Genomic DNA, 23,763 nt, shown 5'->3' on the forward strand with positions numbered 1-23,763 from the left:
CGGACGCGCCGGCCGTGACCGGCACGGCGGGTGCCAAGGCGGGGCCCGTGCCCGCCGGGCTGGTCGACGCCGAGGCCGACGTCAGGCCGGTGGGGACCGTGCGCATCGGCGTTGTCTGCGCGGCCAGCGGACCGGGGCGGACGGCCGAGGTGCTGGTGGGCCCAGCGGTGGGAGCCGCGGCGGCCGTGGGCGACGCGGGCTCGGCACCGGTCACCGCCACCGCGGTGACGATCCCGGCAGCCGCGGCGATCAGCCCACCCGCGGCCGCCACCCGCACCGGACGGCGGCGGCGTGGGCCGCGGTGGCTGACGACGGCGCGGTGGGCCACCCGCGTCGCCCCCGCCGGTACGGCAGTGACCGAGGCGGTCGCGGCGAGGGAGAGCAGGCCGGTTCCGGCCGCGGTGTCGGCCAGCGCCAGCAGCGCAGGTCCGGTGAGGGCGTTGAGGCGCTCCTCGTGACTGCGGGACATGCCGTCGTCACGCGGCTCTTCCCCGCCCACGGCAACCGCGTCGGCCTGGTGCGGGGCGGTGCGCAGAAGGCCTTGGCGCAGTCCCTCGTGGGCCTGGTGCAGCAGGGCGCCTGCGACGCTGCGGCCGGTGCCGAGGGCTCGGGCGACGGCGTCGACGGGGCGGTCCTCCACCTCGGTGAGCCACAGCGCGCGCAGCCAACGCTGCGGGAGCTCACTCAGCACCGTGACCACCTGACCGACCTGCCCGACATCCTGGGCGCGCGTTGGTCCGGCCCCGGTCCGTGTGGGGTCGGCGGCAAGGGCACGGGCTGCCTCCCGGAGCTGTCCGGGTACGTCTCCGACGCGCCGGCCGGCGCGGACACCGCGCCAGACGCGGAAGCGTGCTTCGGCTGCAAGGTCCTCGGCCTGCGAACGGTCTCCGGTCAGCGTCTGCGCGTAGGCGAGCAGACCGGCGTGGTGGTCCTTGTAGAGCCGGGCGTAGTCGAGTGCGGCGCCTTCTCCGGTGGTCACAGCGGGGGTCCCTCGGTCGTGCGGGGCAGGTCCGAGGAACTAAACGGGACAAAGGCGCGGCCTGAATAGGGCCCGCGTCACATCCCCCGGACCCGTCCATAATCATCGAATGACGTTCGAGCGCGAGTGGGCGAGGAAGAGCACGGAAGCCAACCGGAGGTTCGTGGACAAGGCCGTGGTGATCGCACGAGAAGTCGAGGTCGTGCTGGGCCGCGAGTCGATGACCTACCCGAGGCACCCGGTGCAGCGGGCGCGGGATGCGCTCGCCGACCGGTTGTTCGCGATCCTGGCAGCAGCGCGCGATGCCAGCACAACCTTCTACAACGTCGACCAGGTGGCAGTGGCGATCGTGTCAGACGAGATGGGTGACAACTGGGTCGACCCCGTCGCCGACGCCGTCGGTACGCTGGCGGCCACGATGGCTCGTGCCGCCACCGTGCTCACCGGCATGCTGGGCAGCGATCTCTCTGACACGACGACAGGACCGTGGGTCAACGGCGTACTCGACGACGTCCGAAACGCCGCCGGCGAGGTCATCCGCAGGGCAGGGGGGTCTGCCGCACCGCAGAGCGACGGACCGACGCCGGCCGGCGGCTACGACACGCCTTCCCGTTCCTGACGCACGGGTGCGCTCGTCGCCCAGGGCCCCATCGGCACCGTGCCGCTGCTGCGTCCGTCGGCGTCAAGGACGCGGCCCATGCGCTTCGCGCTGTGCAGGACGATGGTGCGCTCCAGGACCGCGAGCGTGGGGCAGCGCGCGGCCAGGTCGACCTCCAGACGGTGTACTTCGTCGACCGAGCGCAGCCACAGGGTGACGAGCAGGTTGTGGGTGCCCGCGGTGGTGGCGATGAAGCGGACGCTCGGGACGGTGGCCAGCGCCCGGGCGACGCCGCCCAGATCCGTGGCAGGCACCCGCGTCCACAGCGAGACCGTCACCTGACGGTCGATCAGTGGCGCGGCCACGTCGCACCGAAGCGTCGCCTCCCCCGCGGCCAGCAGCCGTTCGCAACGGCGTCGCGCGGTCGCCGCGCTGGTGCCCGTGTGTTCGGCGAGCTGCTGCCAGGGCATCCGGCCGTCCCGGCTCAGCTCGGAGAGCAGCCGGCGGTCCAGCTCGGTCAGGTGCCGTGCCGGCGGCCGGGCAGCCGCGGCTGCGGCCCCGGCCGCGGCGGAGCGGGGAACAGCGGTTTCGTGCGCCAAGGCCTGGGACTGGCCCGGGTCGAGAGCATCGAGGCGCCACCGACTGGCCTCGGTGACGACCGTGGTGGCGACGGTCACGTCGGACCCGACCACTCCGGGAAGCCGTTCGACGCGGTCCAGGAGATACCGGGTGAAGTCCCCGGGGCCCGGCGTGATGACCTCGACGAGCAGGTCGTGGCTCCCCGCGGTGATCTCGACGGTGACGGCTGCCGGGTCGCCGACGAGAGCCGCGGCCACCTCCTGGCGTCTCCCGGGCGCGCAGCGCAGCGCGACGAAGGCGACGAACGCGGCGGCCTGCGGGCCGGGGACCGCGTTGACCCATGCGGTCCCGCTCTCCTGGAGCTGTTCCCAGCGGCGTGAGGCGGTCGTGGCGGTGCAGCCGAGGACCGCTGCCAGCTCGGCCCAGGTGGCGCGCGGCTGCACCTGGAGCGCGTGCACCATCGCCAGCTCTTCCTCGCCGATCATGCCCGATCCCTGTGTTCCATCAGCGGTTCATGACTGATTCATTCTATTCGCACCGAAGATATGTCGGCGCCCACATCATCGTCCCAACCGCCGAGCCCCTGATCGAGGGGAACCCTCAAGGGAACACGATGAACCTTCTTGCCGACGCCGGACCCATGGCCGACGACCTGATCCGGCTACGCCGCCACCTGCACGAGGAACCTGAGGTCGGGCTCGCCCTGCCCCGCACCCAGGAGAAGATCCTGACCGCCCTCGACCCCCTGCCCCTGACCCTCACCCAGGGACAGGCACTGTCCTCGGTGACCGCAGTCCTCAGGGGCGCCCGGCCCGGTCCGACGGTCCTGCTGCGCGCCGACATGGACGCACTGCCGATGACCGAACAGACCGGGCTCCCCTTCGCCTCACGCGTACCCGGCCACATGCACGCCTGCGGCCACGACCTCCACACCGCGATGCTGGTCGGCGCGGCCCACCTGCTCACCCGACAACGGGACCGGATCGCCGGAAACGTCGTGCTGATGTTCCAGCCCGGCGAGGAAGGAGGCCATGACGGCGCCCGTCTGATGCTCGAGGAGGGCGTCCTCGACGCCGCCGGCGATCGGCCGGTGGCCGCCTACGCCCTGCACGTCAGCTCGCGCCACTACCCCCACGGTCGCTTCGCCACCCGGCCCGGACCGCTGATGGCCGCCTGCGCACGGCTCGACGTCACCGTCCACGGCAGCGGCGGCCACGGATCGGCTCCGCACCACGCCCGCAACCCCATCCCGGCGGCCTGCGCCATGGTGGGCGAACTCCACGCCTACCTGGCTCGGGGAGTCGACCCGCTGCAGCCCGTCGCCCTGAGCGTCGGCACCATCAACGCCGGCACCGCGGCCAACGTGATCCCCCCGACCGCCCACTTCCAGGCGACCGTCCGCACCTTCGACCCCGGCGTCAACGAGCACCTCACCCATGCCCTGCCCCGGCTGTGCGAAGCCGTCGCGATCGCCCACGGCGTCCGCGCCGAGGCCCGCTACCTCGTCGAATACCCGGCCACCGTCGCCGCGCCCGAGGAGTCGCGCTTCGCCGCGGACGTCACCCGCGAACTCTTCGGCGCGCACCGCTACCAGGACATGCCGGGTCCCCTGACAGCCTCCGAGGACTTCTCCCGCGTCCTCGACCAGATCCCCGGGACCATCGTGCAACTCGGCTCCGCTCCCGCCGGCCAGGATCCCGAGCGCGAACCCGGCAACCACTCCCCCCACGTCGTCTTCGACGACCGCCTGATCGCCGACGGCGCCGCCCTCTACGCCGGGCTGGCCCTGGCCCGACTGCAGAAGCAGCCCGCCCACGCGGACGCCGCGGGCGCCGCGCTCCGCTAACTCCCGCCCCTATCGTCGGAGACAGTGATGGAACAACAGCCCAGCAGATCCTCCTCGGTGGAGCAGCGGTCGATCGACTACGTCCCCGCCGAGGAACGCCACGGCAAACCGTGGCACCTGTTCACCCTCTGGTTCGCGAGCAACGTACAGATCACCGGGCTGGTCAATGGCGCCCTCGCCGTCACCGTCGGGCTCGACCTGCCCTGGGCGATCTTCGCCATCCTGGTCGGCAACCTGCTCGGCGGCGTCTTCATGGCCTACCACTCGGTCCAGGGACCGAAGCTGGGCATCCCACAGATGATCCAGAGCCGCGCCCAGTTCGGCTTCTACGGCGCAGTGCTGCCCGTGGCCGTCGTGGTCGCCATGTACTTCGGCTTCGCTCTCGAGGGTGCGGTCATCAACGGCCACGCCGTGGCGAGTTGGCTGCACATCCCCTACCCGGCCGCGGTGGTGCTGTCCAACCTGGTCACGCTCGGCATCGCGGCGGCGGGCTACAACCTGATCCACGCCGTCAGCAAGTACCTGTCCGTGGTCTCCGGTCTCGTCTTCGTCGCCCTCTTCGTCAAACTGGGCACCCACCTGCCGGCGCACTACCACGGCACGTCGGTCACCGCCGGTACGGTCCTGCTGGCGATCTCCATCTTCGCCTCCTGGCAGATCACCTGGGCGCCCTACGTCTCGGACTACTCCCGCTACCTGCCCGAGAACACCTCACCGCGCCGGACGTTCTGGTGGACCTACCTCGGCGCGGCCGTCGGAGGCTCCTGGGTCATGGTGATCGGCGCCTTCGCCGCCGTCATCGGCGCGGACGCCCTCGGGCAGGACTCCATCGGCTTCCTCGCTCACCAATTCCCGGCCCTGTCCTGGCTGCTGGTCGCCGCGCTGATCGTCGGCGGTGTGCCCGGCTCCGCGCAGAGCCCCTACGGCGCCTTCCTCGCCGCGCTCAGCGCGGTGTCCCCGCGAGGACGCACCAACGCCGGACCGCGCGCACGGGCGCTCTTCACCATCGCCTTCACCGCCATCACCACCGTGCTCGCGATCCTGGTCGGCTCCAACACGATGACCCTGTTCGAGAACATCATCCTGATCCTGCTCTACCTGCTCATCCCGTGGACCGCGATCAACCTGACGGACTACTACCTGGTGCGGCACGGCGACTACGACGTCAAGGCGTTCTTCCTCAAGGACGGCCCCTACGGCCGGTGCAACCGGGGAGCCGTCGTGATCTTCCTGCTGACCGTCGCGGTCGAGTTCCCGTTCGTCAACAGCAGCGTCTACGAAGGTCCACTCGCCACGAGCATGGGCGGCGCGGACATCTCCTGGCTCGTGGGCCTCGTCTTCGCCGCCCTCGCCTACTACCTCTACACCGCTCGCGTCCGCCGCCCGGCAGAAGGGTCAGGCGGTTCGACGGACCGCGCGGCGCGCTTGCCTGAGCAGGAGCGGGGTCAGGCAGACCACGGCGAGGCCCTGACCGGGCAGGGCAAGGGTTCTCTCCGCGTCCCACAGCGGCCCGTACAGGTCCCCGAAGGGGCTGGTCTGGTAGAGGCTGGCGAGGTGGTACACCGTCGCTCCGACCAGGGCCGTGGCGGCGGTCAGCCAGCCCAGCGAGTCGGTGACCGGTTTCCGCAGAGCGATCACGAGTAGCGCGGCGAGGCCGGCCACGACGGCTTCCACGCGGAACCAGCTGCCGATGGTGATGCCGGGAGCGGACAGGGCGTAGTGGTCGGCCAGGTAGGCGTGGACCGCGCCGTCGACGGCCAGTCCGGCCGCCGCGGTGACTCTGGCCGGTAGGTCCAGGTACCGGGTCTGGTTGTCACGCCCGAGCGTCCCTGGGTGCTCGGGCGGTGCCGGCAGACGGTGCGTCATGTCTGGGCGCCGGTGAGGTGGGCGTAGACGACGACGTTGCTCGTGTACTCACCCATGGCCTTGTCGAAGGTGCCGCCGCAGGTGATCAGGCGTACCTCGGGGCGGCCGGTGGGGCCGTAGACGGTGTTCTCGTCGAAGTCGTCGCGCGGGATGACCTTGATGGCGTCGACGGTGAAGTCAGCCGTGCTGCGGTCGGCGCGCGTGATGGCGACGGTATCGCCCGCGCGGGCGACCGTGAGCGGGTAGAAGACCGCCGGTCCGGTGGGGGTGTCGACATGTCCCACGATGACCGAGGTGCCGTTCTGGCCCGGGGTGACCGAGCCGGTGTACCAGCCGGCCGTGCGGGGCTGGGAGAACGGGGGCGTGGCCACGGTGCCGTCCGCGGTCTGCCCCACGGGAACCAGCGGCGCGTTCAGACCCAGCCGCGTGATCACGATCCGGACGGGGGCCGACCTGTACAGCGGTGCGACGGCACGCGGGCTCACCGACGCCGCAGGTGACGGCGGGGCGGACAGCGACGGCGTCGCCTGCGCGGGGCCAGGCCGCACGTCCGCCGCTTGGTGCCTGGAGGCTCCGCAGCCGGCCAGGGCCGGGGCGAGCAGGCACGTGAGCAGAACCGCGGTGGCGGCCGCACGCGGGCGGCCGCCACCGAATGCGAGGCTGTCAGCCACCGATGTGCGAGGTCCGGCCGGCCACCACCGCGGCCATGCCGCCGCCACCCGCCTCGACCCCGTGGTGGTGACGGCAATCGCGGTCGCCACGGTCACCGTCGCGGTCGCGGTCACGGTCGCAGCAGAACCAGTCGTCACGGTCACGGTCACGGTCGCAGTGCCGGTGGTGGTGACCGGTCTGCACCACGGCCACGCTCCGAGGCGCCGCCTGAGCGGTGGTCGGGGCCACCACACCAAGCGCCGCCGCCGCGGCGACAACACCGATCACGGTCACACGGATACTCTTCACAGCGGTCCTCCAAGGACTCACAAGGGGGCGCGCCCTGCCAGGGGCAGAGCGCCGCGAATGCAATGCAACGTCAGCTGTTCCCCTGCCGGTGCAGCTCATCGCACAAAACACCCCTTCAGCGCAAAGCGGTCACAGCGGCTGGCGCTCAGTCAGGTCCCTTCGGCCCCGACGAACTGGGGCTCCTGTGGCCCCCGGCGTCAGCCGCTTGGACGCGGGAAGGCGGACACCCGCATGGTCTACACCGTTCTTGCCGACCTGCTCACCTGATCCTGCATCTGGGGGACTTGGCGGACCCCTCCTGGCGTCCCTGATCCCCCTCTGGCGGTGCGCGAGGCCTGGAGCAAAGCCCACGGAGTACCCTGAGCCGTGGCCAAGCCCGTATTCCCCAGCGCCGAGCAGCTCGGCGGCAACGGCCTGGACTTCCTGCTCCCCGTTGTAAAGGAGTGCCGGCCCATCCTGGACGCACGCGGGATGGACGCCGTCCAACGGCACCTGGTGGACCGCGATGTCGCGATCCTTCCAGCGATCCTCGTGACGCGCGGCCTGCTCGGCTGGGACGAGACCTCGCTCGCGACCGCTCGGGACATCGTCTGTGCCAGCCCCGCGCGGAACGCCGGATAGGCCGCTCACCGCTGCCGCGCGCTTGGGTGGCGGTGGCCACCCACCGAAAATGGTAGGCGTTCGTCAGGGGGCCGGGGCATGATCGGGGGTGGCGCGCCCGGCCTGGTCCGGGTGGTCGTGCGCCGTCGTCCGCCCGAAGGGTGAGCTGTTGTGGTGGCCCTTTCCGCTTCCGAGCCTTTCCGTGCCGAGCCGGAAGTCCGCGCGCCGGTCGGCGCGGTGCGCGGGCGCCGGGAGGCGGGGGTGGCCGTGTTCCGCGGCATCCCTTACGCGGAGCCGCCGGTGGGCGCGCTGCGCTTCGCCGCGCCGCGACGGCCGGTCAGCGGATGGGACGGGGTCCGGGACGCGGCGTCTTACGGGCCTCCGCCGCCACAGGGCGGGGCCCTGGGCATGGGCGCGCTGGCACGCGACACGGTGGGCGACGACTGGCTGACGCTCAACATCTGGACCCCCGATCCTGGCCCGGACGCCGGGCTACCGGTGATGGTGTGGATCCACGGCGGCGCCTACACCGTCGGCATGTCCGGTCTTCCCGAGTACGACGGCGGCCGCCTGGCGCGCGAGGGCGTTGTCGTGGTGACGTTCAACTACCGGGTGGGCCTGGAGGGTTTCGGGCAGATCGAGGGGGCGCCCGCCAACCGCGGCCTGCTCGATCAGGTCGCCGCACTCGAGTGGGTGCGGGAGAACATCCGGGCCTTCGGCGGGCATCCGGACCGCGTCACCGTCTTCGGGCAGTCGGCGGGCGGCGGCTCCGTGGCCGCGCTGCTGGCGATGGACCGCGCTGCGGGTCTGTTCCGGCGGGCCGTCGCCCAGAGCGTCCAGGGCACGTTCTTCTCGCCGGAACTGGCCGCCGACATCACCGCCACCTGCGCCGCCGAGTTGGCGCTGCGGCCGACGCGCGCCGAGCTCGCCGCCGTGGCCCCGGCGCGACTGTCCGCGGCCGGGGACGTGGTCGGCGCCAAGATGACTCAGTGGGCCCACCGTTGGGGCCAGGTCGCGCACCGGTCCATCGCCTTCTCGCCCGTGGTGGACGGCGAGGTGCTGCCCGCCACCCCGTGGCAGGCGCTGGCCGACCACGCCTTGCCGGGCGTCGACCTCCTCGTCGGCCACACCCGCGACGAACAGCGCCTCCTCACGGCGCTCGACGGGCTGCTCGGCCAGGTGACGCAGGATCAGGCAGCGGCCGCGCTCCGCGTCTTCGCGCCCGGCTCCGAGGGCGAGGACCGTTATCGCCGCGGCTTCCCGGCCGCCGGCCCGGACGAGTTGCACGAAGTGGTGTTGTCCGACTGGCTGTTCCGGATGCCCACGCTCAAGCTCGCCGACGCCTGGGCCGCTGCCGGTGGCCGCGCTCACCTGTACGAGCTGACCTGGCCGGCCCCCGGCATGGGCGGCGTTCTCGGCGCCTGCCACGGCCTGGACGTCCCCCTCGTCTTCGGCCATCTGGACCGTGGGCAGCCCGCCGCGCTGTTCGGCGAGCGCCCCTCCCCCGAGGCCGAAGCGCTGTCCGGCCGCATGCGCAGGGCGTGGACCGCGTTCGCCACCCACGGCGACCCCGGCTGGCCCGCGTACGACCCCCACGCGCGCCTGACACAGCTCTTCGACACCACGCCGACCGTCACCCGCTACCCGGAGGAGGCCTCCCGCCTCATCTGGCAGGACCACGCCTTCTGCGCAGTTCCGCTGCTCGATACGTGACCGGCGCGGGCCACGCCCGCGCCTGCCGGTCAGCCGGCCGGCGACGGCGCGCCCGGGCCCTGGTCACGGCGGGCCGCACGGCGCGCCGCCGCCGTGGCGAGGGCCATCCGCAGCAGGTAGGGCGGCGACGGCGGAGCCCAGCCGAGCTGCTGGGCCTGGCCCAGGTCGTCGCGATTGGCCCAGTGCTCCACCAGCAGCCCGTCTTTGACGCGGCACCAGTGCGTCTGCAGGACGGAGAAGCTCCGGCCGGTCGGCGGGAAGACCTGCACGGGACGGGCGTCCGGCCCGTAGACGGTGAACGGGCCCACGTGGCGGCCCGACATCGTGGTGTGCAGCACCACCAGATCGCCCTCGGTGACAGCGTCCTGCAGCTCCCACCGAAGGTCGGCGAACGCGGTGCGGAGCCACAGGGCCGTGGCGTGGAACGCGGCAGGACCCCGGCCGCGACTCGCCGCCGGCTCGCGCAGCGCCTCTCGGTTGACAGCCTCCGGATGCACCAGCGCGCGGAAGTCGTCGAGCGTGCCGTCGGCCATCGTCTGCACGCAGCGCAGGCTCAGCAGCGTCTTGTCATCGGCATCGGGCTGGGCGTCGGGCTGCGCGTCGGAACGGGTATCGGCCATGATCCGGCCTCCCTCATGGACAGGGCCACTTTAGGATGGAATCCTCTTCCATCAGATTGAAGATGGTTCCAGTGGAATGTCAAGGGCGACGGGAGGCACTCCATGGAGCAGGAGCACCCGAGGCGCGGCTACTCCAGTCCGCTCCGCGCCGAGCAGGCGCTGCTGACCCGCCGACGGGTCCTCGACGCGGCCGCCGCCCTGCTGACCGAGCACGGCTACCTGGGCACGACCCTGACCGCCGTCGCCCAGCGCGCCGGGGTCAGCGTGCAGACGGTCTACAACGCCGTCGGCGGCAAGCCCGCGCTGCTCAAGGCCGTCTACGACGTCTCCCTGGCAGGGGACGACGACGCGGCGCCGATGGCGGCGCGCCCGCTCTTCCAGGCGATGATCGCGGCGGACACCGGCCCGGCCTGCCTGCGCCACTACGCGCGGATCGCCCGCGCCCTGCACGAACGCGTCCTGCCGCTCGTCGTGATGACCCTCGCCCAGGCCGCCACCGGCGACCCGGACCTGCGCGCGTTCGCGGACACCATCGAGTCCGAACGCGCCACCGGCACCGCCAACCTGGCCCACCACCTCGCCACGCGCTTCGGCCTGCGCGACGGCCTGGACCCCGCCGAGGCGGCCGACCTGCTCTGGGCTCTGACCTCCCCCGAGCTGGCGGACCGCCTGGTCAACCGCCGCCAGTGGGGCTGGGACCGCTTCGAGCGCTGGCTCACCACGACCATGACGCAGTCGCTGCTCCCACCGGAGCAGGGACCCTAGGGGTCCGGAAGCAGGGTGCCTGGCGGTCGCCTCCAGGTGGTCGGTCAGCGGGACGACCACTCCCTCGTTCGGCCCACACCCGGGGCGCGTCGGTCGGCACCTGCCGCGTAGGCGAGTACCGTCGGAACGGCCCGCTCCGCACCCTGCGGACGGACGCCCACGCCGTCGGGGCTCCCGGCGGCCCAGCCGGCGCTCGGCACGTCGGCTTGCCGCCTGCCCGTGCAGCGGCATCCTCGGCCGTCATCGTCATGAGGACCGCGCATGCTCGCGCTGACCGGCTCAGGGAACCTGCTCCGCCTGCTCGGCGGTCACGCCGCCCGCGTTCTGGCCGCCGTGGAACCCCAGTCCCTGCACCGCCGCGCGCGGCACAACGCCGCCGGCGCTGCCGCCCGCGCGAGCGCGGACCGCCGGGAGACCGAGGAGGTCAACCGCTGGCTCGCCGGCCAGGCCGGCCTCACCGGGGCCGACGCGCTGCGCTGCCCAACCGCGTGAGTCGACCGAGCGGTCGGTGGTGTTCGGCGGTCGGCACGGCCTGCCTCAAGCGCGGCCGTGCGTACCGAGTTGACCCGCGCAGCGCCCCCGAGTACCGCGCGACCCCGCCGGCCCGCAGCCGATCGGCTGAGCGAACCCGAAGGGGGCCCCGGCAGTTGGCGCGTATGGCATTCTCCTGCCTGAAGAGCCATCACATCTGATGCGGCTCACGACGGGGGGTGGCGTGTGGTCGACCACGGGAGCTGGCCCGAGGACGTCGCTCGTCCCTACTTCTTTCTCAGCTACGCCCATTCCCCCCGTGTGCCCGGCGCCGCGCGCGAGCGCAGGACGCACTGGGAGGAGCGGCTCTTCCAGGATCTGTGCGAGGCGGTCGCCGAACTGGCCGGGCTGGACGAGAACGAACCCGTCGGGTTCATGGACGCCGGCGAGCACGAGGACGAGAACTGGTCGGAGCGGATCACCGAAGCGCTCGCACACTGCCGCGTCTTCGTACCCCTCTACTCGCCGCGCTACTTCCGTTCCGAGGCCTGTGGCCAGGAATGGGCCGCCTTCACCTCGCGGCAGGTGCTCTTCAACCGGCCTGGTCTGCACGCCGGCCAGATCAACGGCGTGGTGCCGGTGCAGTGGGTTCCCTTCGAAGAGGGCGACCTACCGGATGTCGCGCGGCCGCTGCAGTACGCGCATCGGAGCTTCGGCGAGGATTACGAGACCGATGGGCTTCTCAGCCTCTCCCGCCTGAGCTACTTTCGGCCGCAGTACGAACTCGCCGTGCTGCGACTGGCTCAGACGATCGTCCGCGTCGCCCAGCAGACCACGATCACGGTCGGACGACGCCGCGACTTCCAGAGCCGGCCGAGCGCGTTCAGGCCGCCGGACCAGCGGCGACAGCTGCGGATCGCCGTCATGGCCTGCGACGTGCACAACCTTCCGCCCGGCCGCTCCGCCGACACCTACGGGATCAGCGCGGTCGACTGGCAGCCGTACCGCGACACCACGGGCAGTCTGGCGCGGCGGGCGGCCTACGTCGCACGGCAAGCCGAATTCCACCCGAGCATCCACGAGTTCGAGGAGGAGGCGCATCGGCTGCTGCGCGGCGACGCGCCGGCCTCGCCCGGCCTGCTCCTGCTGGACCGCTGGAGCCTGCTCGACCGGGACCGTCGCGAGCTGCTCAGGCGGTTCGACGCCGAGAACCCCACCTGGGTGGGGGTGTTGGAGCCGTGGCCCGGCGACGACCCGGAATCCGAGCGCCGCAACGACGAACTGACCAGGCTCGCGGACGACACCCTGCGTCATATGCGGGCGGCGCGACGTCGTCTGTACGGGCTGCGCGCCAACGACGCGTTGGCGATGCTGGAGGACTTCGAGCACGCGTTGCCCGCTGCGGCCATGGCCGCACAGCACGCCTTCGACCGCCTCCGCCGGCGAACCGAACCCGACCCGCGCGCGCCGGACCGGCCGACTCTCCGCTACGTCGCACCCACGTCGCGCGAGCACGACAAGGCCCCGCTGCCGGACCGCGAGCCCTTGGCCGGCGGCGCCGCTCCCCAACCGACTGAGTCCTCCGGCTGGGGGTCGAACGGACCCGGCGGGGGCGAGATCCCCGCCTCGGCCGGGCCGAGCGACGCGGGGGCGTGGCGCCCGCCGCAGCCGGCCAGCGCGCCGGCCGGACCGGTGGTCCCGGGCTCGAGCGCGTCCGGGGCCGACGAGGAGCAGCCCCGGGTGCTGACCGCTCGGGCGCCTTCGGCCACCACGGTGGACAGCGAGTTCAGCGTCATCGTCCGGATCGGCGACTCCATGCCCCGCGAGGACGAGGCCACCGTGGCCGCGCCGATGCTGCTCCGTGTTCCGGAGAGCGGGACCAAGGTCACCGTGGTGGCCTCCCCCGCGAGTGCCGGGTTGGTCCCCCTGGAGGGTCTGGAGCGGACCTTCCTGGTGCGTCCGGGCCCTGGCCATCCGGACCCGGAGCGGTTCCTCTTCCGCGCCTGCGCGGAGGGGCTGCAGCGGATCCAGTTCAGCGCCTGGGCCGGCGGCTCGTTTCTGTGTGAACTGGAGATCGAGGTCTCGGTCCATGCGAGCGGGCGCGAGGCGGTATGGCGGACCGTGTCCACGCCCGTCGGACCGGTGCGTGCCGTGCAGGGCGAGGTGACCCTGCTGATCAACCGTCTGGACGGGAGGCTCGCCTTCCAGTTCATCTCGGAGCGCTACCTCGGCTCGATCGTCCACGCGCAGAGTCTCGTGCGCGACCTGGACGCCCCGCTGGAGGAGGTGGTCGCGACGCTGGGGCGACTGGCCGCGGGCAGGGCCCGGTACGAGTCCGCGAGCGCACGACGGCTGATGCGCGAGACCGGGGTGGGCCTGTGGCGGCAGCTGGTCCCGGAGGTGATCAAGGATGAGTTCTGGAACCTGCGCAGCCAGATCAGCACCTTCACCATCGCCACGGACGACGACATCCCGTGGGAGCTGCTCTACCCCCTGGCACCGGGGTGCGACTTGGGGTTCCTGGTCGAGGGGTTCCCGGTGGTGCGCCGCACCCGGGGCCAGGGTCGCACCCGCTCACTCCACCTCGGCTCGCCGAGATTCGTCGTCTCCTCCGCACCGCCCAGAACGGCCGAAGCGGAGTTCGCCTCCCTTCAGGGCATCCTCGGCTCGGGCCCGGTCATCGATCGGCTGCAGGACCTGCTGGAGGCGCTGGACGCCGGCGACCTCGGCGTCGCCCACTTCGCCTGCCACAACACGTTCACTCCGGGGATCGGCTCGTGCATCGACATGCAGGGCGGGCCACTCGTGCCCGAACTGCTGAACAGCGTCGCCGTCCAGCGCTCGCTCGCCCGCATGAGTCCGGTCGTGTTCGTCAACGCCTGCCGCAGCATGGGGGCGGACCTGTGCCGCACACTGGTGACCGGCTGGGCCCAGCAGTTCCTGACCGCGGGTGCCGGGGCCTTCATCGGCACCCTCTGGAACGTCCGGAGCGACAAGGCGGCCTCGTTCGCCACCACCTTCTACACCGCGCTCGCCGCCGGGACCCCCTTCGGCCAAGCCGTCTTCGCCGCAAGGAAACAGGCCGCGGCCGAGGACGACGATCCGACCTGGCTGGCCTACTGCGCCTACGGCGACCCGGCCGCCACGATCTAGTGCCGCATCAGACAAAGGGCCACAGGCTGCCGCGGATCATCTACGCGAGGTCGTGGCCAGGGCGAACGTCGCCTGAGGGGGCCGCACCCCGACGGAACAACGCGGTCCACAGGAAGGTCACGCCGAACAGTGTCGACTCGGGCGGCTCCTCCCGCATGCGCCGCAGTTCCACCTCGACCAGGTCGGAGAAGATCCAGCGCAGCGACTCGGGTGTGTAGGCGAGGCCACCCTGCAACTCGCGCTCGCGGTAGAGGTCCGCGTCGGCGAGCTCCGACCCCATGCCCTGCTCGCCGGCGGCGAAGCTGGTGAGCGCGAGATGGCCGCCGGGGACAAGGACGCGGTCGAGGAGGGCCAGGTAGCTGACGCGGCGGTGCGGCGGCAGGTGGTGGAAGCACCCTGAGTCGACGACCAGGTCGTAGGGGCCGCTCAACTCGGCGGCAGGGAGCGCGAAAGCGTCGCCGCACAGGAAGCGGACGTCGACCCCGGCCTGGCGAGCCCGGTCCTCGGCCCAGGAGATGGCCACGGGGGAAAGGTCGACGGCGTCCACCTCGAAGCCGTGCGACGCGAGGTACAGGGCGTTGCGGCCCGCCCCGCACCCCAGGTCCAGGGCCCGGCCGGGAGCGATCAGCCCCTGGTCGAGGTAGGCGGCCAGGTTCTCGTCCGGCTTCGCCGCGAAGAACGGGACCGGCCTTGACCGGTCGGCGTAGAAGCGGTCCCAGAAGTCCTTGCCGTCACCCGTCGCCAAGCGGCCGGCCTCTGATTCAGATGCGAAGAGCCCGTCCAAGAGCGCGAGAACGTCCTCGACGGTGCGTACGGTCCGGTCCATCCGGCCCCCCCTTTCGACCGATGTCGATCATAGGAGCGAGGATGGCAAAAGGCCAGGTCAAACGGTGTATGGCGACGGCTGGAACGGGCCGCTGCAAGCCCCGGAGGCCACCGGTGGGCAACCCACTCCAGACCCCGACCCCGCGTCCGCCCAGCCATCCGTCAGGAGCCAGGATGGGACCTTCCAGGGCTGCGGCGGGGACACTGTTTTGACGAGTTTTCCAGCGGTGCCACAGGGCGAACGTTGTCTGATGCGGCACTGGCCTCGGCGAAAGCGAGCGAGCCCGTGCGGGCTCAGTGCGGCACGCCGAGACCGAGCCGCAGGGTGTGGGTGACCTCGTTCTTCAGCTCGCCCTCGAAGCCGAGCGCTATCGTGCCGTCCTCCTCGACCGCGAAGACGAGTTCGACGGTGCTGTCCTTCAACACGAACGGGTCGTCACCGGTCGCGGCGCCGGCGACGAGGCGGCGCAGGGTCCCGATCGCGTCGACGAGCACTTCCTCGACCCGGCCGTCCCGGACCTCGTGCTCGGCGAGGTCCTCCGGAACCAGGGTGAGTTCGATCGAGTGGGTGTCCTTGTGGGTGACCTTGCCCCCGATCCTCAACTGCATGCCGACGAAGGGGATCCGGAAGTCGACCCCTCCCCCGGAGGACGCGGTGGCGACGGTGTTGAGGTGGAGGTGGACGGAGGTGACGCGCAGGTCCCGGGAGGCGTCGGTTTCGGAGATGTTGGCGTACTTGATCGCCCGCTTGATCACGGCGATCAGGTCGTCGACCGGCAGACCGGTGTCCATCAGCTGCGCTCCAGGTCGGATGCGGGAGGGGTCAGGATGCCGCCTCGGCCTGGCCCGGTATCGCGGGGAGGGTGAAGACCACTTCGAAACCCCCGTGGGCACGCGGCTCGGCGCGGACTGTGCCGCCGAGCATTCTGACGCGCTCCTGCATGCCGATCAAGCCGTTACCGGATCCGGGGATCTCGGTCCGCCCGCCGGGAGGGGCGTCCGCCGCCGCGGTCGTGGAGCCGTGGTCGGTGATCCGCCCGGTGAGCTCCTCGGTGCCGTAGTGCAGCGCGATCTGCGCGCGGGTGGGACCAGCGTGCTTGAGGGTGTTGGTCAGCGCTTCCTGGACGATGCGGTAGGCCGACAGTTCGACGCGCTGGGCCAGTGGGCGCTCCCGTCCGGTGACGGTCAGCTCGGCGTCGACGCCCACTGTGCCCATCCGGTCGACCAGTTCGACGATCCGGGACAGGGCGGGCACCGGGCGCGGGGCGGGGGTCGCAGGACCGGACCGGGCCGGACTCGTCGTCCGAGGGGACGCGCCATCGGGCGCCTGGGGGTCGGTTCCGCTGTCGGCCCCGGTGCGCAGCAAATGCAGCAGAGTGCGGGTCTCCTCCAGCGCCTCGCCGCTGGCGTCCGCGATGGTCTGCAGTGCGCCACGGGCCGTCGCCGGGTCACTGTCGAAGACATAGGACGCGAGGCCGGTCTGCACCGACACGACGGAAAGGTGATGCGCGATCACGTCGTGCAGCTCCCTGGCGATGCGCAGGCGTTCGGTGGTGACGGCGTGTCGGGCGCGGGCGGCCTGCTCCTGGGCGAGTTGGGCGGTGAGGTGGGCGAGTTGGCGGTTGCGCTGTGCGAGCCGGTAGGCCTGGAGCCCGAACATGGCAAGGACCGTCGGAACCACGACGGCCTGGGCGACGATCGCCTCCAGACCGGTGCCGGTGTGCGGGGCGCGCAGGCCGCCGAAGACCCATACGGCGCCCAGGGGCGGAGCGCCGGCCGTCGCACCGGCCCAACCCCGGGCCGCCACCAGGCTGTAGAGCGCGAGCATCGGGCCGTAGGAGCCGACCACGGGCCAGTATCCGGCGGCGATCAGCACGATCCAAGCCCCACAGCACGCCCCGAGCACCGACAATGGGGCGCGTCTTCTGGCGGCCACCGGCAGCACGGTGAGGGTGGTCAGCACATCACCGGGAACGTCCAACGCGCGCCACGGCGCGGCGGATTCGCCTCCCTGGCTGCCCAGGAGCACGGTGACCGCCAGCAGGCCCACAGCGAGCGCGGAGTCCACCAGCCACTGCTGCCGCGTCGGCCGTCCCGCGGCTGACGCCAGGCTCCCGGCGTGCCGGCGCCACCGTGCCCCCGTTGTGTTCATGCGCGCACGGTATCCGCCGTCGGGCGGGCGCGCCTCCACCTCTGGTGGCCGGAGTTGACGCCAGGGGGCTCAGGGCGTCAGTCCGTACTCGGGCCGAGGACGCGGTAGTCGGCCAGCAGATAGCCGGCCGGTGACGGCTCGCTCCGGATCGCTTGGAGCCTGATCGTCGGCAGGCCGTCGAGGAGTCGCCGTCCGCGGCCGACGATCCGAGGCGCGATCACGAGCCGGAGTTCGTCGACGACGCCGGCGGCGAGCAGCGCCTGTGCGACCGAGATGCTCGCGTGGACGCCGATGTCGCCGCCGGGCCGCTGCTGGAGCTCTCGTACGAAGGCGACCAGGTCGCCTTCGATCGCGGTCGCGCCGGCCCAGCCCTGGTCCAGCGGCGTCGAGGTCGCGACGTGCTTGGCGACCCCGTTGATGAACGCCGCGAAGGGCTGGATCCTGCTGTCCGGCCAGAACCCCGCCCACTCGGTGTAGCTGCGGCGGCCGAGCACGACCGCGTCCTGGGTCGCGATCACGGCGGCGAGGTTGGCCTCCATCGCGTCGTCCCAGTCGGTGAAGAACTGGTCCGGTGCCTCGGCGACCCCGTCGAGGGACACCAACTCGTACACGACGATCTTCCGCACGCCCCATACCTCCGATCGGTCCCGATGCTACTGGGCCGGCCGGCCCCGCCCCGGGCGCCGCGCCACAGACGTCAGGCGCGCCCCCTGGCGGCGGCCAGGGCGTCCTGGACCTCCCGCGCGACGCGGGCCGCGTCCGCGGGGTTGTTCACCACGTCGGTGTGGTTCATGTCCACGACGAGGACCTCGCTGGCCGAGTAGTGCCGGTGCACCCAGTCGTCGTAGCCGGACCACAGGGTCCGGTAGTACTCGACGAGGCTCTCGTCCTGCTCGAAGTCACGGCCTCGCAGCCCGATGCGGTGCAGGACCGTCTCGAAGTCCGCCTTGAGGTAGACCATCAGGTCGGGAGCCTTGCGGTACGGCAGTCCTTCGATCTCGCGCATCATCTCGTCGAGCAGCCCCTCGTAGACCTGCATCTCGAGGGAGCTGATCCGGCCCAGCTCGTGGTTGACCTTGGCGAAGTACCAGTCCTCGTAGATGGACCGGTCCAGCACGTTGTCGTCGCGCCGGTACGCCTCCTTGATCGAGGCGAACCGCGTCCGCAGGAAGTGGAGTTGGAGCAGGAACGGGTAGCGCTTGGCCTGGATCTCCTCCGGGCTCGCGGTGTAGAAGAGCGGGAGGATCGGGTTGTCCTCCACGCTCTCGTAGAACACCGCGCTGCCCAGCGCCTTGGCAAGGATCTCGGCCACGCTCGTCTTGCCGATCCCGATCATGCCTCCGACGCAGATCACGGCCATTACCTCGCTTCTCCCTGGGGGTCTTCCGTCAGGACCGCTGTCCGGCGATCCCCGCCGCCCAGGGCCACGTCGTACTCGCGGCGTGCCCCCAGCGCGGACCAAGGATAAGAGGTGGGCACCCGTGATCGTTCCGGCGGGACCGCCCGCACGCCGCCGGCCGGCGCGACCCGGTTCAGGCCGAGGCCGGCGGTCGGGCGTCGCTCGCCGCTTCGAGCAGCAGCTTGGCGGCCAGGGCGGCGCCGTCGGTGCGGATCGTGGCGGCCACGGCCTGCGCCCGGGCGCCGGTCTCCGGCGCGAGCGCCGTGCCGAGCGCGGCCGACAGGGCGTCGACGGTCGGGGCCGGCCCGTCGGCCGCCGCGCCGATGCCGAGGGCGGCGACGCGCCCGGCCCAGTGGGGCTGGTCGGCCCCCTGCGGCACCACCACCTGCGGAGCGCCCGCCCGGGCCGCCGTGGTGGTGGTGCCCGCGCCGCCGTGGTGGATCACGGCGGCGACGCGGGCGAAGAGGGACTGCAGGTTGACCTCGCCGACGACGAAGCAGTCGTCCTGGTCGTCGATCCGGGCCAGGTCCGACCAGCCGCTGCCGATCAGGACGCGGCGGCCCCGCGCACGGACCGCCTCGATCGCCACCCGGGCGATGTCCGCCGAGGCGTGGCGGGTGCTGCCGAGTCCGACGAACACCGGCGGCGTGCCCGCGTCCAGGAAGGCGACCAGGTCCGGCGCCAGGGGGCGCTCGTCGGGGAGGATCCACGCGCCGGTGTGCACGACGCCGAGGTCGGCGGTCTCCTGCCACGGGTCGAGCACCGGATCCGAGGCCAGCCACGGCCGCTCGGTGAGGATGAAGTCGCGGACGCCCGCGACGGGCGGCAGCCCGACCGAGGTCCGGTGCGCGTTGAGCGCCTCCCCGTGCATGGTGTCGAAGAGCCGGGCGTTCAGCTCCCACAGCGCGCGGTGGTCGGTGACCTCCGCCGGGAGCGACCCGCCCGGCAGCAGCGCCGTCGGCGGCGCGTGGTGCGGCGTCGGCAGCAGGAACGAGCAGAAGGTCGCGTACACGTAGGGGATGCCCAGCTTCTCCGCGACCGAGCGCGAGGCGAAGTGCGCGAGCCCGCTCGCCAGCAGCACGTCGCACCCCTGCGCGGCCTCGGCGACCGCGTCGAACTGCCCCGCGAACTCGGCGACCCGGTCCCTGGCCTCCGCCGCCGACGAGGGCCGCACCATCGTCCGCATCGGCCGACCGATCGGCACCAGCGGCAGCCCGACGCGGCCCAGCAACTCGACGAAGTCCTCGTCCGGCGGCGCGCACATCCGCACCTCCGCGCCGAGCGCCCGCAGTTGCACCGCGAGTTCCACCAACGGTTCGACATCGCCCCGCGAGCCGTAGGTCGACAACAGCACGCGCATTCCGCGCCCCCCAAGTCCGTTGGATCCGGCCGAGTTTCCGGCCGCGAGCGACGATTCTGCGGCACCCGCGGGGCCTTGCGGCAAGGCCCCCTCGCCGCTGTAGGTTGATCACGACGAAGGGGCACGAGCACGCCGACCTGTCCGGTATGCGAGATCCCTGCCGGGGTCGTCTTGACCCCGGTGCGGGAGCTCTGCTCAACTCTGTTTCCATGAACCCGCGCGTGGAACTCACTCAGCGGCGCCACATCGATCTGGCGCACGTGTCCAGCGCGTTCTGTTGTTCCTGAACGGGAGTACCTCCTCCCCCGGCCGCTAGGCCGCTCCGTGTGAACCCGAGCTGAACGAGGCTGTCGCCTCCGTCTCGTCGTACCGCGCTCGGACCACACCACTCCACCCCCTGCTGTGAGTTGTTCTCGACTCACGCGGCGGACGGGTGCGCCTTCACTCTCTCGTCCCGCGACGCCACGCCGAGCTCCTCGCTCCGCGGAGGCGGCGCTGACTCCTGCCTGCCCCGGCTCCCTTAGGAGACTTCCCGTGCCCCTTCACGTCCGCAAACTCTCCAGCCGTATCGGCGCCCGGATCGAGGGCGTCGACCTCGGCGCCGTACCGGATCCCGACACCGTCGCCGCCCTGCGCGCCGCCCTGAACGCCCACAAGGCGCTGGTCCTGTCCGACGTGGATCTCGACGACGCCGGCCAGGAACGCGTCGCCGCCTGGTTCGGCGAGCTCACCACCGCCCACCCGAACGTGCCCGCCGCCGAGGGAACGGCCAACGTGCTGGCCGTCGACAGCGAGACATCCAAGGCGAACGAGTGGCACTCGGACGTCACCTTCGTGGTCAACCCGCCCCAACTCACCACGCTCCGCTCCATCGTGACCACGCCCTACGGCGGCGAGACACTCGTCGCCGACGCGGGCGGCGCCTACCGCGACCTGCCCGCCTCGCTGCGCGCACTGGCCGACTCGCTGCGCGCGGTGCACACCAACCAGTTCGACTACGCGCGCCCCGCGGCCGCCACCGCGCGGCAGCGTGAGCACGACCAGGTTTTCGTCGCGACGCCCTACGAGGCCGAGCACCCGGTGGTGCGGGTGCATCCGCTCACCGGCGAGCGGGGTCTGTTCATCGGCGGCTTCGCCAAGCGGATCGTCGGTCTGTCCGCCGGCGACTCCGCCGACCTGCTGCGCCTGTTCCAGTCCTACGTCACCCGTCCGGAGAACGTGCTGCGGTGGAGCTGGTCCCCGAACCAGCTGCTCGTCTTCGACAACCGGATCACCCAGCACTACGCGGTGGACAACTACGACGACCACCCGCGCCGACTGAACCGCGTCACCGTGGCCGGGGAGGTCCCCGTGGGCGTCGACGGCCGCCCCAGCGTCCAACTCGTCGGCGACGCCTCGCACTACACCACCGTGCTGGAGGTGGCGGCATGACCGACGTCGGCCTCGTCGCTCCCCCCGTCCGGGAGGAGCCGTACCGCGAGTCGCACGCCGAGCCGCCCGCCGAGGGGACCACCGCCTCGCCGCGGCGGGAGGTCTTCCTGCCCGGCGAGAGCGGCAGGCGAACCGCCCTCGGCGTCCTGCGGGCCCGCCTGCGCTGGCCGTTGGGGATCTACACCACCCCGGCCGTCGTCCTGGTGCTGTGGGAGGTGCTCGCCAGAGCCGGTGTGCTCTCCCCCGCCTACGCGCCCGCCCCGACCTCTCTGCTGGGTACCGCCCAACGCCTGTGGGACCAGGGCGTGCTGGGCCCGGATCTGGCGATCTCGCTGCAGCGCGCCGGACTGGGCCTCGCGCTCGGCCTGACGGTCGGCATCGCCGCCGGCGTGCTCGGCGGCCTGCTGCGCAGCGGCGAGTACCTGTTCAACGGGCTCGTGCAGATCGTCAACACGATCCCGCTGCTGGCCGTGCTGCCGCTGATGATCGTCTGGTTCGGCATCGACGAGTTCACCAAGGTGCTGCTGATCTCCTTCGGCGCGGGCGTGCCGATGTACCTGAACCTGTTCTCCGCGATCCGCGGCGTCGACCAGCGGCTGATCGAGATGGCGCGGACCACGGGAGCGGGCCGGCTGCGCCTGGTCACCCGGGTGCTGGTGCCGGGAGCGCTGCCGGGCTTCCTGGTGGGCCTGCGGTTCTCGCTCGCCTACAGCGTGCTCGGCCTGGTCGCCGCCGAGACGGTCAACGCCGACCAGGGCCTGGGCTTCCTGATCACCCAGGGACAGACCTACCTGCAGACCGACCAGGTCTTCGTCGGCCTGGCCATCTACTCGATCCTCGGCCTGGTCGCGGACCAGTTCGTCCGCGCTCTCGAGCGGGTGCTGCTGCGGTGGCGCCCGGGATATGAGGCAGCATGAGCACCACGCTTGCGACCCCGACCCGGCCGCGCCGGCAGGCCGGGGCCCTGGCCGAGGACGTCGTGCGGCGCTTCGGCGACCGCACCGTCCTCGACGGACTGGACCTGGCCATCGCCGACGAGGAGCTGGTGGTCCTGCTCGGCCCCTCCGGATGCGGCAAGAGCACCCTGTTGCGGCTGCTCGCCGGGCTGGACCGCCCCGACGGAGGCCGGGTGGAGGTGCCGGCCAGGCGCGCGGTGGTCTTCCAGGCCGACCGGATGCTGCCCTGGCAGCGGGTCCTGCGCAACGTCACCCTCGGCCTGCGCGGGCCCGACGCGGACCGGCGCGCCCGCGAGGCACTCGCCGAGGTCGGGCTCTCCGGACGCGAGGGCGCCTGGCCCAAGGAGCTCTCCGGCGGCGAGGCCCAGCGCGTCGCGCTCGCCAGGGCGCTCGTGTCCGAGCCCGAACTGGTGCTCCTGGACGAGCCGTTCGCGGCCCTCGACGCGATCACCCGGCTGCGCATGCACGACCTGGTGCGGGCTCTGCGCGTCCGGCACCACGCGGCGATGCTGCTGGTCACCCACGACGTCGACGAGGCCATCGCCCTCGCCGACCGGATCGTCGTCATGCGCGACGGACGCATCGGCAACGAGCACCTCGTCGAACTCCCCGCCGCCGACCGCGAGGCGAGCGGCGCCCGCGAGGAGCTGCGCGCGGCCCTCCTGCACGACCTCGGCCTCGTCCACCAGTCCTGACCACTGCCCACTGCCCACTTGCTCACAGAAAGCACTCGAACTCCCATGCGTACCAGCACTCCCAGAACGTCCCGTCTCCTCGGCGCTCTCGGCTCTGTCGCCCTGTCGGTCTCCCTCGCCGCGTGCGCGTCGGCGAACACCCAGTCGGTGGCGCCGCTCAGCGGTCCGTCCACCGCCGCGCACCCCGAGTGGAGCCAGTACACCTTCACGATCGGGGACAACGGCGGCGACGGCAGCCAGGCGCTGGCGAAGATCACCGGCGTCTTCGACCACGCCCCCTACAAGGTGCGGTTCGCCCGCTTCACCTACGGTCCGCCGCTCATCCAGGCCGCCGCCTCCGGCGACATCGACCTCGGCGCGGTCGGCGACGTGCCGCCCATCACCGGCGCGGCCAAGGAGTACGGCTTCAAGATTGTGGCCGTCAACCGCTCCCTGCGGCCCACCCAGTCGCAGGAGAACATCATCGTGCCACAGGGCTCGCCCCTGCACACCCTCGCCGACCTGCGGGGCAAGCGGATCGCGGTCCCGCAGGGCAGTTCGGCGCACGGGCTGGCCCTCAAGGCGCTCAAGAGCGTCGGCCTGACCCCGAAGGACGTCCAGCTGGTCTTCCTGCCCCCGGCCGACGGAGCCACCGCGTTCGCGACCGGCAAGGTCGACGCCTGGGCGATCTGGAACCCGCAGTCGGCCATCGCCGTCGAGCACGGGGCGCGCATCCTGGCCAAGGGCCTGCCGCCCATCGACCAGACCAGCAACTACTACGTGGCGAGCGACAAGTCGCTCGCCACGTAGTAGTTG

23 protein-coding genes are annotated in these 23,763 nt (G+C 72.1%); 12 read left to right on the forward strand and 11 right to left on the reverse strand.

What is annotated here, in order from left to right; genetic code table 11:
- Positions 1–979: RNA polymerase sigma factor (locus tag DN069_RS23975; protein ID WP_133260030.1), on the reverse strand; the 979-nt coding region annotated here is incomplete at its 3' end.
- Between the two features lie 109 nt (positions 980–1,088).
- Here DN069_RS23975 and DN069_RS23980 point away from each other — a divergent pair.
- A complete protein-coding gene (locus tag DN069_RS23980) occupies positions 1,089–1,598 on the forward strand; it encodes a hypothetical protein (protein WP_111504137.1) in 510 nt (169 codons plus the stop codon).
- On the opposite strand, the gene DN069_RS23985 is transcribed toward DN069_RS23980, so the two are convergent.
- Entirely contained in the window at positions 1,574–2,641 is a 1,068-nt protein-coding gene (locus DN069_RS23985; RefSeq protein ID WP_111504139.1) for an Lrp/AsnC family transcriptional regulator, read from the reverse strand. The genes DN069_RS23980 and DN069_RS23985 overlap by 25 nt on opposite strands.
- 128 nt (positions 2,642–2,769) lie before the next feature.
- Here DN069_RS23985 and DN069_RS23990 point away from each other — a divergent pair, with 128 nt between their 5' ends.
- Together DN069_RS23990 and DN069_RS23995 are read left to right on the forward strand one after the other, a co-directional pair.
- Positions 2,770–4,002, forward strand: a complete 1,233-nt coding sequence (locus tag DN069_RS23990; RefSeq protein WP_111504141.1) for a M20 metallopeptidase family protein — start codon at positions 2,770–2,772, stop codon at positions 4,000–4,002.
- Between the two features lie 27 nt (positions 4,003–4,029).
- Positions 4,030–5,646, forward strand: coding sequence for a purine-cytosine permease family protein (locus tag DN069_RS23995; protein WP_111504143.1), 1,617 nt, complete (start codon positions 4,030–4,032; stop codon positions 5,644–5,646).
- 218 nt (positions 5,647–5,864) lie between these two features.
- On the opposite strand, the gene DN069_RS42660 is transcribed toward DN069_RS23995, so the two are convergent.
- The gene (locus DN069_RS42660; protein WP_341538497.1) at positions 5,865–6,635 is read right to left on the reverse strand and encodes a class F sortase; all 771 of its coding nucleotides are present in this window, start codon (positions 6,633–6,635) and stop codon (positions 5,865–5,867) included.
- Positions 6,532–6,828 carry a hypothetical protein gene (locus DN069_RS40265; RefSeq protein ID WP_165845619.1) on the reverse strand — a complete coding sequence of 99 codons (297 nt, stop codon included), beginning with the start codon at positions 6,826–6,828 and terminating at the stop codon, positions 6,532–6,534. Before DN069_RS40265 ends, DN069_RS42660 begins: the two co-directional genes overlap by 104 nt.
- 366 nt (positions 6,829–7,194) lie before the next feature.
- Here DN069_RS40265 and DN069_RS24005 point away from each other — a divergent pair, with 366 nt between their 5' ends.
- Positions 7,195–7,449, forward strand: a complete 255-nt coding sequence (locus tag DN069_RS24005; RefSeq protein ID WP_243639660.1) for a hypothetical protein — start codon at positions 7,195–7,197, stop codon at positions 7,447–7,449.
- A gap of 153 nt (positions 7,450–7,602) precedes the next feature.
- Positions 7,603–9,141 carry a carboxylesterase/lipase family protein gene (locus DN069_RS24010; protein ID WP_111504175.1) on the forward strand — a complete coding sequence of 513 codons (1,539 nt, stop codon included), beginning with the start codon at positions 7,603–7,605 and terminating at the stop codon, positions 9,139–9,141.
- A 29-nt stretch (positions 9,142–9,170) separates the two neighbouring features.
- Here the strand turns inward: DN069_RS24010 and DN069_RS24015 are convergent, their stop codons facing one another.
- Positions 9,171–9,761 carry an ester cyclase gene (locus DN069_RS24015; RefSeq protein WP_111504147.1) on the reverse strand — a complete coding sequence of 197 codons (591 nt, stop codon included), beginning with the start codon at positions 9,759–9,761 and terminating at the stop codon, positions 9,171–9,173.
- Between the two features lie 102 nt (positions 9,762–9,863).
- Between DN069_RS24015 and DN069_RS24020 the strand changes: the two genes are divergently transcribed.
- From DN069_RS24020 to DN069_RS24030, 3 genes are all read left to right on the forward strand, one after another.
- Positions 9,864–10,526 carry a TetR/AcrR family transcriptional regulator gene (locus tag DN069_RS24020; RefSeq protein WP_111504149.1) on the forward strand — a complete coding sequence of 221 codons (663 nt, stop codon included), beginning with the start codon at positions 9,864–9,866 and terminating at the stop codon, positions 10,524–10,526.
- 261 nt (positions 10,527–10,787) lie between these two features.
- Positions 10,788–11,018: a hypothetical protein gene (locus DN069_RS24025; RefSeq protein WP_111504151.1), complete on the forward strand. Its 231-nt coding sequence runs from the start codon at positions 10,788–10,790 to the stop codon at positions 11,016–11,018.
- A gap of 225 nt (positions 11,019–11,243) precedes the next feature.
- The gene (locus tag DN069_RS24030) at positions 11,244–14,150 is read left to right on the forward strand and encodes a TIR-like protein FxsC (protein WP_111504153.1); all 2,907 of its coding nucleotides are present in this window, start codon (positions 11,244–11,246) and stop codon (positions 14,148–14,150) included.
- A gap of 40 nt (positions 14,151–14,190) precedes the next feature.
- Here the strand turns inward: DN069_RS24030 and DN069_RS24035 are convergent, their stop codons facing one another.
- The 6 genes from DN069_RS24035 to DN069_RS24060 form a co-directional block, all read right to left on the reverse strand.
- Complete coding sequence (locus tag DN069_RS24035) at positions 14,191–14,976, reverse strand: class I SAM-dependent methyltransferase (protein WP_111504155.1); 786 nt, start codon at positions 14,974–14,976, stop codon at positions 14,191–14,193.
- A gap of 293 nt (positions 14,977–15,269) precedes the next feature.
- Complete coding sequence (locus tag DN069_RS24040; protein WP_111504157.1) at positions 15,270–15,767, reverse strand: trypco2 family protein; 498 nt, start codon at positions 15,765–15,767, stop codon at positions 15,270–15,272.
- A 31-nt stretch (positions 15,768–15,798) separates the two neighbouring features.
- The gene (locus tag DN069_RS24045) at positions 15,799–17,127 is read right to left on the reverse strand and encodes a sensor histidine kinase (RefSeq protein ID WP_243639662.1); all 1,329 of its coding nucleotides are present in this window, start codon (positions 17,125–17,127) and stop codon (positions 15,799–15,801) included.
- A 77-nt stretch (positions 17,128–17,204) separates the two neighbouring features.
- Positions 17,205–17,753 (reverse strand): dihydrofolate reductase family protein, encoded by a 549-nt coding sequence (locus DN069_RS24050; protein WP_111504161.1) that lies wholly within the window; start codon positions 17,751–17,753, stop codon positions 17,205–17,207.
- A gap of 71 nt (positions 17,754–17,824) precedes the next feature.
- Positions 17,825–18,487 (reverse strand): deoxynucleoside kinase, encoded by a 663-nt coding sequence (locus DN069_RS24055; RefSeq protein WP_111504163.1) that lies wholly within the window; start codon positions 18,485–18,487, stop codon positions 17,825–17,827.
- Positions 18,488–18,659: 172 nt separating this feature from the next.
- Positions 18,660–19,886 carry a glycosyltransferase gene (locus tag DN069_RS24060; RefSeq protein ID WP_111504165.1) on the reverse strand — a complete coding sequence of 409 codons (1,227 nt, stop codon included), beginning with the start codon at positions 19,884–19,886 and terminating at the stop codon, positions 18,660–18,662.
- A gap of 534 nt (positions 19,887–20,420) precedes the next feature.
- Between DN069_RS24060 and DN069_RS24065 the strand changes: the two genes are divergently transcribed.
- The 4 genes from DN069_RS24065 to DN069_RS24080 are packed head-to-tail and all read left to right on the forward strand — an operon-like array spanning position 20,421 to position 23,757.
- Positions 20,421–21,317, forward strand: coding sequence for a TauD/TfdA dioxygenase family protein (locus tag DN069_RS24065; protein WP_111504167.1), 897 nt, complete (start codon positions 20,421–20,423; stop codon positions 21,315–21,317).
- Positions 21,314–22,234, forward strand: coding sequence for an ABC transporter permease (locus tag DN069_RS24070; protein ID WP_111504169.1), 921 nt, complete (start codon positions 21,314–21,316; stop codon positions 22,232–22,234). Before DN069_RS24065 ends, DN069_RS24070 begins: the two co-directional genes overlap by 4 nt.
- Positions 22,231–22,968, forward strand: coding sequence for an ABC transporter ATP-binding protein (locus DN069_RS24075; RefSeq protein ID WP_111504171.1), 738 nt, complete (start codon positions 22,231–22,233; stop codon positions 22,966–22,968). The genes DN069_RS24070 and DN069_RS24075 overlap by 4 nt, the downstream gene beginning before the upstream one ends.
- Before the next feature lie 45 nt (positions 22,969–23,013).
- A complete protein-coding gene (locus tag DN069_RS24080; protein ID WP_243639664.1) occupies positions 23,014–23,757 on the forward strand; it encodes an ABC transporter substrate-binding protein in 744 nt (247 codons plus the stop codon).
- Positions 23,758–23,763: the final 6 nt, after the last annotated feature.

Origin of the sequence: Streptacidiphilus pinicola, from assembly GCF_003258295.1 — a bacterium.
Taxonomy (GTDB): Bacteria; Actinomycetota; Actinomycetes; order Streptomycetales; family Streptomycetaceae; genus Streptacidiphilus; species Streptacidiphilus pinicola.